This window comes from Bradyrhizobium cosmicum (assembly GCF_032290525.1).
Classification (GTDB): domain Bacteria; phylum Pseudomonadota; class Alphaproteobacteria; order Rhizobiales; family Xanthobacteraceae; genus Bradyrhizobium; species Bradyrhizobium cosmicum_A.
In genome coordinates, this window is the sequence record NZ_JASXTA010000011.1 from 148409 (window position 1) to 161041 (window position 12633).

General features: G+C 60.5%; 13 protein-coding genes. 8 read left to right on the plus strand and 5 right to left on the minus strand.

Annotation, left to right across the window (positions count from 1 at the left end):
* Positions 1–651: a 3-oxoacid CoA-transferase subunit B gene (locus tag QSV46_RS20835; protein WP_314955638.1), complete on the plus strand. Its 651-nt coding sequence runs from the start codon at positions 1–3 to the stop codon at positions 649–651.
* A gap of 13 nt (positions 652–664) precedes the next feature.
* Positions 665–1123: a MaoC family dehydratase gene (locus QSV46_RS20840; protein ID WP_314955640.1), complete on the plus strand. Its 459-nt coding sequence runs from the start codon at positions 665–667 to the stop codon at positions 1121–1123.
* Between the two features lie 18 nt (positions 1124–1141).
* On the opposite strand, the gene fabI is transcribed toward QSV46_RS20840, so the two are convergent.
* Genes fabI through QSV46_RS20860 form a run of 4 tightly spaced genes read right to left on the minus strand, consistent with a single transcriptional unit; the run spans position 1142 to position 6358 of the window.
* Positions 1142–1930, minus strand: a complete 789-nt coding sequence (gene fabI, locus QSV46_RS20845) for an enoyl-ACP reductase FabI (RefSeq protein WP_314955643.1) — start codon at positions 1928–1930, stop codon at positions 1142–1144.
* Entirely contained in the window at positions 1927–3141 is a 1215-nt protein-coding gene (locus tag QSV46_RS20850) for an acetate/propionate family kinase (RefSeq protein ID WP_314955646.1), read from the minus strand. The genes fabI and QSV46_RS20850 overlap by 4 nt, the downstream gene beginning before the upstream one ends.
* Positions 3142–3146: 5 nt before the next feature.
* The gene (locus QSV46_RS20855; protein ID WP_314955649.1) at positions 3147–4109 is read right to left on the minus strand and encodes a phosphate acetyltransferase; all 963 of its coding nucleotides are present in this window, start codon (positions 4107–4109) and stop codon (positions 3147–3149) included.
* A gap of 23 nt (positions 4110–4132) precedes the next feature.
* Positions 4133–6358, minus strand: a complete 2226-nt coding sequence (locus QSV46_RS20860; RefSeq protein ID WP_314955652.1) for a DUF3141 domain-containing protein — start codon at positions 6356–6358, stop codon at positions 4133–4135.
* A 266-nt stretch (positions 6359–6624) separates the two neighbouring features.
* Between QSV46_RS20860 and QSV46_RS20865 the strand changes: the two genes are divergently transcribed.
* The 4 genes from QSV46_RS20865 (at position 6625) to QSV46_RS20880 (ending at position 11104) form a co-directional block, all read left to right on the plus strand.
* The gene (locus tag QSV46_RS20865) at positions 6625–7158 is read left to right on the plus strand and encodes a GNAT family N-acetyltransferase (RefSeq protein ID WP_314955655.1); all 534 of its coding nucleotides are present in this window, start codon (positions 6625–6627) and stop codon (positions 7156–7158) included.
* Positions 7159–8342: 1184 nt separating this feature from the next.
* Positions 8343–8687: a hypothetical protein gene (locus QSV46_RS20870; protein ID WP_314955657.1), complete on the plus strand. Its 345-nt coding sequence runs from the start codon at positions 8343–8345 to the stop codon at positions 8685–8687.
* Positions 8688–9422: 735 nt separating this feature from the next.
* On the plus strand, positions 9423–10142 hold the full coding sequence (locus QSV46_RS20875) for an outer membrane protein (RefSeq protein ID WP_314955660.1): 720 nt from the start codon (positions 9423–9425) through the stop codon (positions 10140–10142).
* Between the two features lie 323 nt (positions 10143–10465).
* Entirely contained in the window at positions 10466–11104 is a 639-nt protein-coding gene (locus QSV46_RS20880; RefSeq protein WP_314955663.1) for a response regulator transcription factor, read from the plus strand.
* Between the two features lie 101 nt (positions 11105–11205).
* On the opposite strand, the gene QSV46_RS20885 is transcribed toward QSV46_RS20880, so the two are convergent.
* Positions 11206–11412 carry a hypothetical protein gene (locus tag QSV46_RS20885; RefSeq protein WP_314955665.1) on the minus strand — a complete coding sequence of 69 codons (207 nt, stop codon included), beginning with the start codon at positions 11410–11412 and terminating at the stop codon, positions 11206–11208.
* Positions 11413–11456: 44 nt separating this feature from the next.
* Between QSV46_RS20885 and QSV46_RS20890 the strand changes: the two genes are divergently transcribed.
* On the plus strand, positions 11457–12080 hold the full coding sequence (locus QSV46_RS20890; RefSeq protein ID WP_314955668.1) for a potassium channel family protein: 624 nt from the start codon (positions 11457–11459) through the stop codon (positions 12078–12080).
* A 50-nt stretch (positions 12081–12130) separates the two neighbouring features.
* Positions 12131–12394 carry a hypothetical protein gene (locus tag QSV46_RS20895; protein WP_314955670.1) on the plus strand — a complete coding sequence of 88 codons (264 nt, stop codon included), beginning with the start codon at positions 12131–12133 and terminating at the stop codon, positions 12392–12394.
* Positions 12395–12633 lie beyond the last annotated feature (239 nt).

Sequence of the window (12633 nt, forward strand, 5' to 3'; positions counted from 1 at the left end):
ATGGATCCGCAAATCATCATCGCCCGGCGCGTCGCGAAGGAGCTTCGGAGCGGCGACCTCGTCAATCTCGGCATCGGTATCCCGACGCTGGTCGCGAACTACGTTCCAACGGACCTCAACGTGTTCTTCCAGTCGGAAAACGGCCTGATCGGAACAGGGCCTATCCCCGAGCAAGGCCTGGCGCATCCGACGCTAACGGACGCAGGCGGGCGCCCGATCAGCGCTCTGCCCGGGGCCTCGACTTTCGACAGCGCGATGTCGTTCGGACTGATCCGCGGCGGCCATGTCGACGTCACAGTACTTGGCGGCCTTCAAGTCGATGCCCATGGCCATCTCGCCAACTGGATGATCCCGGGCAAGATGGTGCCCGGCATGGGCGGCGCGATGGACCTGGTGAGCGGCGCCAAGCGAGTCATCGTCGCCATGCAGCATGCGGCGAAAGGCAAGTCGAAGATCGTCGCGAAATGCACGTTGCCACTCACCTCGGCACGGCCCGTCCATCTCGTCGTCACCGAAATGGCGGTGATCGGCTTTCCCGACGGTAAGGCGACGTTGCTGGAGACTGCGCCGGGCGTCACGATCGGCGAGGTCATGGCGGTGACGGAGGCTGACCTCGTCGTTACCGAACACGTGCCGGAAATGAATATCTGACCAGGTGACGAACATGCGAATATTCGGCGATTTCAATGAGATAAGATCCGCGGTCGGCACCGAAATCGGCGCCAGCGACTGGATCGAGGTGACGCAGGACCGGATCAACAAGTTTGCGGAAGCGACCTGCGATGAACAGTGGATCCATGTCGACCAGGAGCGCGCGAGGAAAGAAATGCCCGGCGGCACCACCATCGCCCATGGCATGTTGTCCCTGGCGCTGGCACCGATGTTCATCCGCTCGGTGATGGGGTTGAAAGGCCTCCGAACCACCCTGAACTACGGCGCCGACAGGATCAGGTATCTTTCGCCGGTCCCGGCGGGCTCAAAGCTGCGCGGCCGCGTCGGCGTTGCTGAGACGGAGGATGTGCCTCCCGACGGGCTGCGCGTGAACTATCATCTGGTCATTGAGATCGAAGGCGGCAAACGACCGGCCTGCGTCGCCGAGTTGATCGCCCTGCACTATCGCTGAGTCGCGTTCCCGTCCTCATCAATCGATGATGTGATAACCGCCGTCAATATAGAGAACGCTTCCCGTAATGAGCTTGGCGCCGTCGAGCGCTAAGAATGCAGTGGCGTTGCCGACGTCTTCGATGCTGACCAGGCTGCGCGACGGCGCCTTCGATTGCGCCTTGTCCATCAGTTCGTCAAACTCGGGAATGCCTGATGCCGCCCGCGTGGCCAGCGGTCCGGGCGAGATCGCGTGCACGCGGATTCCCTTTGGACCCAGCTCGGCGGCGATGTAGCGCACCGAGGCCTCGAGCGCAGCCTTGGCCACGCCCATCACATTGTAGTTCTCGACCACCATCTGGCTGCCATAGTAGGTCATGGTGAACATGGTGCCGCCGTTCTTCATCAGCGGCTCGGCCAGATGAGCCATGCGCATGAAGGACCAGCAGGAGACCTCCATCGTCTTCAGAAACCCGTCGCGGCCGACGTCCACCACACGTCCGTGCAAGGCTTCCTTCGGTGAGAAGGCGATCGAATGCAGCAGGAAATCGAGCTGGCCCCAGTCCCTCTCGACCCGGGCGAACACTTCTTCGGTCTGCCCCTCCGTCATGACATCGAGTGGCATGAAAATCGACGCCTCAAGTGCCTGCGCGAGAGGTTCGACGTGCTTCTTTGCGCGCTCGTTCAGATAGGTGACGGCGAGATCGGCGCCCAGGGCGCGAAAGGCCTTGGCGCATCCCCATGCGATCGACTGGTCGTTGGCGATGCCCACGACGAGGCCTTTTTTCCCCTTCAGGGCAATCTTGGTATCCGGAAATACGGGAATCATGATGCCCGCTCCTGTCTTTGATTGGTCGATGTTCTGTTCATCAGCACTGACAGAGTGTGCTGCGCGATCATCAGCTCCTCGTCGGTCGGCACCACATAGACTGGGATGCGACTATCGGAGCCCGAGATCAGTTGCGCGTCGCGCGAGTTCTGCGCGGGCTCGAGGGTGACGCCGAGCCACGAGAGCTGGCCAGCGACATGCGCGCGTATCGTTGCGGAGTTTTCGCCGATGCCGGCTGTAAAGACGAATGCATCCAGCCCCTGCAGCGCTGCGGCAAGCATGCCGGCATTGAGGCCTATGCGATAGCTGAAATATTCGATCGCAAGTCTGGCTCGCGGATCCTCACTGCTCTCCAACTCCCGCATATCGTTGCTGACGCCGGATAACCCCCTCAAGCCGCAATCGCGATAAAGGAAATTCTGGATGTTGGAGGCTGACATCCCCTTCTCGGAAATGAGATAGAGCACCACCCCGGGGTCGATCTGACCAGGGCGGGTTCCCATCGGAAGCCCGTCGAGAGCGGTGAATCCCATGGTGCTTTCGACGCTTCGTCCCGCGCTGAGAGCGCACATCGAGGCGCCGCTTCCGAGGTGAGCGACGATCACCCGCCCATTCGCAGTTTTCGGCGCAACCCTGGGCAAGGTCTTCGCAATGTATTCGTAGGAGAGACCGTGAAAGCCGTAGCGGCGCACGCCCTCGGCATAAAGCTGATGCGGGATCGCGTAATGATCGGCGACCGCGCTATGCGTTCGATGAAAAGCCGTATCGAAACAGGCGACCTGCGGAAGCTCTGGAAAACTGCCGAGAATCGACCGAATCGGCGCCAGATTATGCGGCTGATGCAGCGGCGCGAGCGCGATGAACCGCTCCAGCCGGGTCACGACACCATGATCGAGCTGGATCGGCCGATCGAAGTCCGGGCCGCCGTGGACGACGCGATGACCGACCGCGATCGGGTGAATGCGTTGCTCGTCCCGCAACCAGGCACCGGCAATGTCCATCGCGGCCGGAACATCCGGCACCGCCTCGATTGGATAGGCGCGATCCGCAAGCGGATCGCCGGTGGAGCCACTCGCGCGCAAACGCGGGCGGCTGCCGATCCCATCCATCTGCCCTTTCAGCTGTCGCCGCAATATTCCGTCGCCCTCGATCGAGTAGACCTGGAACTTGACGCTGGAGGAGCCGGCATTGACCACAAGGATGGTGTCCATGGCGTTCACGCGGCAATCGTTGGAGCACGCCGGCGCCGGGCATGGGCATACAGCGCGGCGACCGCGCACGAGGCCATCCGCGCGCGCGCCGAATCCGCGCGTGATGTCAGGACGACCGGCACCCGGGCTCCGAGAACGATGCCCGCGCCGTCCGCCTTGGCGAAATAGGCGAGATTCTTTGCCAGCATGTTGCCGGCCTCCAGGTCGGGAACGACGAGGATCTGCGCGCGACCGGCGACCTCGGACTTGATCCCCTTGATGCGCGCGGCCTCCACGTCGATGGCGTTATCGAAAGCCAGCGGTCCGTCGAGGATCCCTCCGGTGATCTGCCCGCGGTCCGCCATCTTGCAGAGTGCTGCCGCCTCGATCGTAGACGGAATTTTCGAGGTCACGGTTTCAACTGCTGACAGGATTGCCACGCGCGGCGACTTGCCGAATCCAGCTTCCACGTAGAGATCGATTGCGTTCTGGATGATGTCGCGTTTGGCGTCCAGATCAGGGAAGATGTTGATGGCCGCGTCCGTTACGAAGATGGTCTCGGCATAGGCCGGCACGTCCATCACGAAGACATGGCTGATGCGCCGATCGGTACGCAAGCCCCCGGCCTTCGCGGTGACGGCGCGCATCAATTCGTCGGTATGCAAGCTGCCTTTCATCAACAGCTCACCTCGACCCGCGTGGATCAGTTCTACCGCCTTTGCAGCGCCTTCATCGCTATGTGCTGCGTCAACAAGCTCGAAGGCCGCGATGTCGAGACCATGCCTGGCGGCCGTATCCCGGATTTTCCTTTCAGGTCCGACCAGGAGCGGCCGGATAATGCCGGCCTGTGCACTATCGACAGCGCCGCGCAATGAGCTTTCATCGCAGGGATGCACGACGATGGTTGGGGCCGGCGGCACGGCCTGTGCGGCCGCGATCAGACGGTCGTACTTGCTCGGGGACTGTGTCGGCGACGTGTCGGCTGGCATGAGCCGGTTCCTTCCAGACAGTGTTACGATGCCTTCGCCTTGGGGTCGAAAGGGGCAACGTTCGACGCCCTCCCCGACGTTTCGGCGTCGAGACCGAACAGCTGTGCGACACGCTGCAGGCGGCTGGCGCGCTCGCCTGTGATGTCCTCGCTGGCCGACAGCACCTCGCTCATCGTCGTAAAAGCCGCGCGGCGTTGATTGACATCTTCGGGAAGCAACTTCGGGATAACGGCCAGCGCCGCCTCACGATCGAGCAGCAGCATGAAGAACTGCTCGCGAACCAGCATCTTAAATTCGGCAAGCGTTAATCGCGCTCCGCTGTCGTCGCGACGAGCCTGACGCAACGCCTCGATGCTGCGTTCATCCACCATTCCTCTCGCCGAGCCGATATAAAGCAGGGCGCGGATGGCCGCCTCGCGAAGCCCGCCTTCGCCAATCCTGGATCGGAGCTCGGCGATCCGTTTGTCGAGCATGGCACGGTGTTCGGCCGGCATCTCGCGCCGCGGCGACGGTTCAGCTTTCGGATCTATGCCGACCGCCGCCTGTAGCGCCGGCGAGCCGTAGACGTTGAGGAAGAGCGCCTCGCTCAATGCTTCCTGCGAATCGCGCCAGCTGTCCAGCGCATGAACGATCTGCTTGGAGACCTGCTCCTGAAACGCCAGGAACGGATTGTCGTTCGAAACGGGCTTGCGGTTCTCTTCTAACCCTTCCGCTGCCGACTTCACCGCTGTCATCCACGGATTTTGACTGCTGAAGGCCTCATACTGCGCCCGCAGCGGGTGCAGGTTACGCATCAACTCAGCCGTCTGCGGCGCCACCATGCCCTTGATCCATGGCTGCACGAACTTGCGATAGGCGGCAAGATTAAGCTCCGAGACGCGTTTGGCCGCGGCAAAGCGCCGCTCGTCCTCAGGCGAATTGCCGCCCATCGCACGAATATCCTCGAGCGTTCGGGCCTCGCAGCGCATCACCCATTGACCAACAACGAGATCGGAACTGGTGGTTTCATCGTCCTTGGCTTCGAACGTCGCTTCGTAAAGGCCGGGCGGCAGTACATCGATCAGATCGATGTTGCTTGAAAATTCAGCGTGTTCCTTCTTGGCGACACCGCCTGAAACGAAGATGCCGAGATGGCCGACGTTCTCGTGAACCGTATAGACGATCGTCTGCCCATAGGCCCTGATGTCATCCACGTCGGCATAGCATTCGAGAATCCAACCCAGCGCCTGCTGTGGCGGAGTAATGTTGTCGCCCTTGGAGCAGAACACCACGATCGGCGAACTGATGTTGCGCAGGTCTATCTTCTGCCCGTCGGAGAGGGTAATATTGCCGGCGGCCAAGTTGTTGCCAACGAAGAGTTCGTCGACGATGAACTGGATCTCCTCGGCGTTGAGATTGACGTGCCCACCCCACCAGCGCTCGAACTCGAGGTAGCGGTCGGCTTCGGTATCGACCTTCGAATAAACGTTGTACTGCTTGGTCCAGAGCGTGTTCGAGGGGTTCTGGCTTTCGAAGTTCTGCACCAGCCAGGCACCGTCGAACTTCCCGCCACCGAGATCACTAACGAGCGCAGTCAGCCAGCTTCCGCCCAGCAGGCCGCCCGAATATCGCATCGGATTTTTGCCATGCACGCCCGCCCAGTACGCGAGCGGTGCTCCGGCGATGATCAGCGGGCCGAACAGTTCGGGCCGCACCGAAGCCAGAATCATCACCGCCCAGCCGGCCTGGCAATTGCCTATGACGCAAGGTTTCCCGTCCGCTTCCGGATGACGACTGATCACTTTTTCAATGAACAGTGCCTCGGCACGCGCGATACGCTCGATAGTCTGGCCTGGCGCCGGCTCCGGCAGGAAGCCGATGAAGTAGCAGGGATGTCCCGCCTTCATCGCGACGCCGATCTCGCTGTCGGCCTTGAACCCGCCGATGCCTGGACCGTGCCCGGCCCGCGGATCAATCACGATGAACGGCCGCCGCGCGGAATCGATCTCGACGCCCACGGGCGGAATGATGCGGACCAAGGCATAGTTGACCGGCTCAGCGAGTTCGCGGCCATCGATGATCAATTCGGCAGCGTATTGCAGGACGTGCGGCGCGGTCCGGGCGACGTGCTCGCGATATTGGTCGCCGCGCCGGCGCATCACATCGAGGAAGAGTACGCTCCGTTGTCCCGCATCGACCATGTATTCAACCGCCGGGACGACGAGGCCGGACATCGGACCACCGGACAAACCAGGTACTTCCATCTGCATGCTCCGACCTCAATGTTGACTGATGCATCCAAAGCCCTGCCGCAGCAGCAGGCCTTTGATATAGGTCAATGCTTGACGACCAGTACGCCGGCCCAGCCGTGTGACGTCCGTCATCCCGCCCGAATGTGTCGAGGTGGCTGCCGAGAACAGGTGCGGCCACTTTTTGCGTGCTGCCCTTGATACACATCAATCCGGCAACCGACCGCCTCGTTCATAGGCGAGGCTCAGGCCGGTGCGTTTTCCGGTCGCCCGAGCCAAGACCTCGCATGTCGGACATCGCTAGATACAGCGTGACGGAACACTTGCGGGACGGCAGCACGGCCGAAATCCGAGCGCTGCGGCCGGACGACGAGACGGCTGTCCTCGACGCCCTGGATCACTCCAGCACGCAGTCGTTGCAGCGCCGTTTTTTTGGCATCAAGCGTCATTTCTCCGACAAGGAGCGCGCGTTCTTCATGAATGTCGATTTCATGAATCACGTCGCGCTGGTGTGCGAGGTCGGGCAGCCCGGACAAACAATAATTGTCGGAGGCGCTCGATACATCGTTTTTGAGCCCGGCCGCGCCGAGTTGGCTTTCGTCGTGATCGACGCTTGGCAGGGCCGAGGCATTGGCTCCATCTTGTTGCGCCACCTTGGCGAGATCGCCTCCACTGCCGGATTGCTTGAACTCACCGCAGAGGTCCTGCCCGAGAACAAGTCGATGCTGGCGGTGCTCGGCAAGTTCGGTTTCAAGCCGGCCGGGAACCGCGACCCACAGAGCGTCCATTTGGCCCTGCACCTCGGCCAAGAAGATCGTTGATCGACTGGCGCAGAGCGGGTGACCCAAGTAGCTTTGATCTATCTCAAGTCTCCGGCCGAAGCGGCCCTCAGTTTGAGAGAGAGGCATCCATCGCTTCGCCACGTTGGCCGGCGATTGGACGCTTCTATGGAGGTCGATATGATCAGGTTGCTCGGAATCGCCGCTTTCGCCTTCTTCTTCGCAGTATCGGCTCAGGCGATGACACCTGCCCCGATTGCGCAGCCCGAAAGCCTGATTACAGAAGTCGCTGCTGCCTGCGGCGTCGGCAGGACACGTATCAACGGCGTGTGCGTAGCACGGACGACCGTCCGTCATACCCGTCGGGCGGTCCGTAGATGTGTGAGAGGGACAACTTGCTGATTGGTTGTCCTTCAGGACAATACGCAAAGTAGTCCGCCGTGATTAAAGTTGAAGAGTACCGACCCCAACGGTACGTCAACGTCCCGCCCCCCGGCCTCAGTCTTCCAGACTGAGGCCGTCTTGCGCCTGAAAAGGTTGGACGGACCGGTGACCTTGTAGGCTTTATCGATCCGGCGACGGTTTGAACCGCAACGCTGATGCCCGCAGGTCCTAAAGCCAAGCAACTAACCCTTGAGAGCACACTGCCATCATCACGTGGCCACCAACTTTTGCCGCGGCGGGCTATCGCGTGACGATCCAAGCGATGAACAGTGGGAAACAAGGTTTGGAGTGCATGCCTCGGCACATGACTTGCGACCATGGCGGATGTTCCTTGCCGGTCGAGAAAGAGGCCGCCCCCAGAGGCGAGCATGCTTAGCTTCATCCTTGACGATGACTGTCAGGCTCTCGAGCTGGTTGGCTCAAGCCTCCAACTACGCAAAATGCCCAGAAGCAACGAGGATCGACGGGCCGAATTTTGCCGATGCTTTCCCGATTTTGTCCTGGCAGCCTATGCCCTGCATTGTTCGATTGTAGGCACCGCTTGCTCCTAACCTGACGGGAGAATTCACTGCCAGTCACCGATACATGCCGGGACGGGGCTGGACCAATCGCCTACTGTGGGATCGGTTCCCAAGCAAACATAGTGGAAACCGACCGACCTAGCGTCCGCGCTGCCGCGCGAGCGTGCAAGAGCGCACGAGTTCCGTTGACTTACATCAACCTAATACGCCGAGGCCGCCGCAATCTCCCGTGCTCACAGGCTTCGTAGAGAGGTTGCTGTCATGCTTCACTATATTCTTGCCGCTATTGCAGCACTTGTTCTGCTCACCGCCAGTTTGATCCCAGACGATGCCTATGCCCGCGGTCGCGGCGGTGGCGGCTATCGGGGCGGTGGCGGATTTCACGGAGGTGGTTACCGCGGCGGCGCTGTCGCAGTTCGAGGAGCCAGGGGGAGCGCTGTCGCAGTGCGCGGCGGACGCTATGGCTATGGCGGCTACGGGTATCGGCGTTACGGTGTCGGTGCGGCGGTCGGCGCAGCTGCTGTCGGCGCTGCTGCGACGGGAGCCTACTATCGCGGCGGCTGCGGCCACGACGCCTACGGCAATTGGATCTGCCCGGGCTACTAAGGCTCTCGAGCGGACACTATCGGCAGTGCAAGCGAGCAACTCGGTCTGCCAGATTGGCTGATCGATCACGCGCTAAGCGCCCGGTCGACCGCGCGGCTAGTCCATCGCCAAAGCCAAGTCGGACGTGCGGCCATTTTGGGAGTGAGAGAGCCACCTTGAAAACGAGCCCGCTCGTGCTTTAGAGACCAGACGCTAACAAGTAACTCCGATCGAGGTCTGCAGATGGGTCGATGAGCGCGTCGCCGCGAAACGACCTGGGCGGCTCTCAGGTACATTGGAATCGCTCTGGCTATTTCGGATAACGGGCCTTGGTCAGCCCGTTATGCCGGCAGCCCGCCAGCGACTCTGCCGCGGGCATTCACCCATTGGCACAAAGTGCAGTAGCCAAAGACTGCGAATCTGCTTGTCTGGCGTGCGCCTTGCCGATTCTGACCAGCCCCCAAGCTTCCAGAATTGGCGAGAACGTACAGGCCCCGGCGCGGCATCCGCTTCGCCGGGGCCACGGACACGGAGATAGTCCAGGACTACGGACGCAGAGGCAGATCGGCAACGAGGTTTGGAGTTGGGTCGCCGCTGGGCGGAGCATGCTTCGGCGCACGAGCTTGCCACCATGGTGAGCGGGTCGTTTGATGATCTCAGCGAAATTCTGCCAGCGCACGTATCTGATCAGTTCGTCGGCGGCTTTCGCGAAGGCGTGTTGCACGTCTGGCGCGGAGCTTAGGACTGGCAGTGAGCATGGCGACACCCGCATCAGCGGCTGATCTGGCTGCTAAACCTTACGTCAAGGCCCCGCCCCCGGTGGCCGCGCCGATCTATGATTGGACCGGGTTCTACATCGGCGCAAATGGCGGCTGGGGACAAAGCCACGGTTGTGTGGATTTCGTGACGCCAGCAGCGACGGTGGCAGGTGGTTGCGCGGATCGCTCCGGAGGCCTCGCTGGCGGACAGATTGGGTACCGCTGGCAAACCAATCAGTTTGTGCTCGGCCTGGAAGCGCAGGGAGATTGGGCAGAAATCAAGAATACGCGCGTCAGTCTGATCGACCCGTTGATCTCGACCACCGGGAAGATTGACGCCATCGGACTCTTCACGGCGCAGCTCGGTTGGGCGTGGAATGCCTCTCTGTTTTATGTGAAAGGCGGCGCCGCGGTGACGCGCAACCGATTCGACATTTTCAACAACGTTACCGGGGTCGGCTTGGCATCGGCAGGCCACACGCGTTGGGGCGGCGCCCTCGGGGTTGGCTGGGAGTACGGCTTCACGCCCAATTGGTCGTTCGGTATCGAATACGACCATCTCTGGATGGGGCGTGATAATGCCGGCTTCGCAGGCGTGGTTACTCCTGGAGGGTTTGTCCTCACCGGCAGCGGGGTAAGCCAGGATGTGGACATGGTCACGCTTCGGTTGAACTACCGCTTCGGTGGCTACGGCGTACCGGTCGCGGCCAGATATTGATCGCACCCACTGGGCAAACCAAAGCCCCGGCATGCCGGGGCTTTTTTGTGCTTATGAATTTTTGACGTCCCGGTGTCTGCATTGCATCAATAGCGTCAGTTGGCTCCTTCGCTGCAGACTTCCGTTCTGCTCCTACGAACCCGCATTGGGCCCCGCCAGCGCTCGCGCATCGACAAAGGCCGGGCAAGGCTGGGTGTGGCACAAAGTGCATAGAGACTTTGGCAGCAGATCGCAGCGACAGATCAGCTATGCCTGAATAGAGACCAAAAGATACTTACCCCTCTCGAATCGCGCGGTACCTTCTTTGCAGCGAAAGAGGACCGATGTCGGGGCTCGTGCATATTGTCGACGACGATCCATCATTCCTGACGGCCATGGCGCGTCATTTGAAGCACGCCGGTTACCAGGTCGCAGTCTATGCCTCAGCGCAGGAGTTGCTTGACCGATCGCCGAGCGACAGCATTCCGAGCTGCATCCTTCTCGATGTGCAAATCCCCGATCTGGACGGACCTGCGCTGCAAAAACAATTGGGTGAGCTCGGCTCGACTTTGCCGATCATATTTCTCTCTGGCTATCGCGACATTCCTCTGACTGTGCGGGCCATAAAGGCGGGTGCGCAGGATTTTTTGAGCAAGCCGGTAAGCTCCGAGGTCCTTCTTCGCGCAATCGCAGGAGCGTTGGCGCATCATCGATCGACATTAGACCTGCAGAACAAGATAAGTACGGCCCGTGCTCGTCTCGCTACATTGACCCCGCGCGAGCGACAGGTCTTCGACCTCATCGTTCGGGGCAGAATTAACAAGCAGATCGCACACGCGCTCGGAACGGCCGAACGCACTATCAAAGCACACCGTCACGGAGTCATGGAGAAAATGCAGGTTCGATCGTTAGCCGAGCTGGTCTCTCTTGCCGAGCGGATCGGGCTCCTAGGCGGCGTATCCGACACTCAAGGGACAGCCTAATACGTCCCAACAGTTCTCGTGCGCCAGGTCCGTCCGTTGATCTATGTCAACATCGCTGAACTTTCGATTTGAATTGTGTGGCGGAGGTTTGGTCGGTGCGATCAGCGCCATGCGATGTTGGGATCAACGATGAGGATGCCCATGAGCGAGCCACGGCGTTTGCGCGGACAACGCATCGGCTGGCTGCTCTCAATGCTAACCGGCGTGCTGGCATTCTTGATTTTTGTCTTCGCCCCACTCCAGGCAATGGGCATTACCGCATTCCACCTATTCGCTGATGGTCTGTTGCTGGCGATCATCGTCAGCATGGTGATCATCTCCAACAGGCCAAACTGCCTTGGTCCTGATGTCAATGGCAGTTGCCTCGAAAGTCGCCGTATTCTTCCTGCGCATCTACTATCCTGTGTCCTATCATCTTCACATTTTGGCGGGCGCATGGTTGATAATTGCCTGCACGTTAGGCGCTGTCGTGCTTCAGGCCGTATTCAGGCGAGGTCTCGTTACATATCGCCGGATTGTTGGAGCCATCCTTCTATACCTGCTGATCGCGGTCGCATTTGCAACGCTGTTCTTGTTTGTCGGGCTAGCGGCCCCGGACGCGATCAAGGGAATAGCTTTCGAGGACGATCAATCGGTCGCAGCGTCGCTCTTTTACATGAGCTTTGTCACGCTGACATCGACTGGGTACGGAGACATCATTCCGGTGCATCCGGCGGCACGAAGTCTCTGCAACATCGAAAGCGTGATCGGTCAACTCTATCCGGCACCCCTCCTGGCGAGGCTCGTTACCCTCGAATTAAGCAGCACAGGCTCAGCGCGCAAGCGACATCTGCTACCTGAGCCGACTGGAACTGCACCAGTACGCATGCGCCGCGGTCTCGTCCTGTGGTTCCCTAGGCCGTCAGGCAGAAACTCGATTGATCTGTGTCAACATCAGCGATCCCTTAACGCACACGCTCCGTGCAGCCGCACCTGAGACGGCGACCGTGCCTCTGCTTTCGAAGGCACGAAAAAGGGAGGTCCGCCATGCATCCGAAGAAGCGTCTTTCGATCAAGTCAGCGACTGTTGCTGGGATTGCTGCGAGCTCACTGCTAGGCCTTGCAGGTCTCACTCTCAATCCAGCCCCTGCCAACGCAGTCGTATATTGCCAGTACGTTGAATATCCGGCGGGTTGTGTTGCCCGGGCGGGCGTCGTGCTCAGGCCTCGTCCGGTGGCGCGCGCAGCGGTCCGTCATAACGCCGGTGGCAATGCCAACGGTGGCGTCAATCGCGTTGGGGCGGGGCGGTAGGAGTTCACCGCGAGAAAGAATCCGTTATCACTTCGTCCGAATGGCGGCTTCTTTCTATCGTCCGGTGTGAACACGCTACCGATACTTCCGGCGGCATCACGGCATGAACACACTTAGTACGTCACTTTTGAAGTGCCGCCGGATGGCACTCCGTCAAAACGGCGACATCCGCGCCTGACCAAGATGCTTGAAACCGAAGCAGACGCTCGAGATTTTGCGCGAGCCAAATTCAACGGCGG

Bases quoted from the DNA above. Each gene is read 5' to 3' on its own strand.
- QSV46_RS20875 (WP_314955660.1), top strand. From the start codon at position 9,423: ATGGCGACACCCGCATCAGCGGCTGATCTGGCTGCTAAACCTTACGTC.
- QSV46_RS20885 (WP_314955665.1), bottom strand. From the start codon at position 11,412: ATGCTGACGATGATCGCCAGCAACAGACCATCAGCGAATAGGTGGAAT.
- QSV46_RS20840 (WP_314955640.1), top strand. From the start codon at position 665: ATGCGAATATTCGGCGATTTCAATGAGATAAGATCCGCGGTCGGCACC.
- QSV46_RS20895 (WP_314955670.1), top strand. From the start codon at position 12,131: ATGCATCCGAAGAAGCGTCTTTCGATCAAGTCAGCGACTGTTGCTGGG.
- QSV46_RS20880 (WP_314955663.1), top strand. From the start codon at position 10,466: ATGTCGGGGCTCGTGCATATTGTCGACGACGATCCATCATTCCTGACG.
- fabI (WP_314955643.1), bottom strand. From the start codon at position 1,930: ATGATTCCCGTATTTCCGGATACCAAGATTGCCCTGAAGGGGAAAAAA.
- QSV46_RS20890 (WP_314955668.1), top strand. From the start codon at position 11,457: ATGGCAGTTGCCTCGAAAGTCGCCGTATTCTTCCTGCGCATCTACTAT.
- QSV46_RS20835 (WP_314955638.1), top strand. From the start codon at position 1: ATGGATCCGCAAATCATCATCGCCCGGCGCGTCGCGAAGGAGCTTCGG.
- QSV46_RS20860 (WP_314955652.1), bottom strand. From the start codon at position 6,358: ATGCAGATGGAAGTACCTGGTTTGTCCGGTGGTCCGATGTCCGGCCTC.
- QSV46_RS20870 (WP_314955657.1), top strand. From the start codon at position 8,343: ATGCTTCACTATATTCTTGCCGCTATTGCAGCACTTGTTCTGCTCACC.
- QSV46_RS20865 (WP_314955655.1), top strand. From the start codon at position 6,625: ATGTCGGACATCGCTAGATACAGCGTGACGGAACACTTGCGGGACGGC.
- QSV46_RS20850 (WP_314955646.1), bottom strand. From the start codon at position 3,141: ATGGACACCATCCTTGTGGTCAATGCCGGCTCCTCCAGCGTCAAGTTC.
- QSV46_RS20855 (WP_314955649.1), bottom strand. From the start codon at position 4,109: ATGCCAGCCGACACGTCGCCGACACAGTCCCCGAGCAAGTACGACCGT.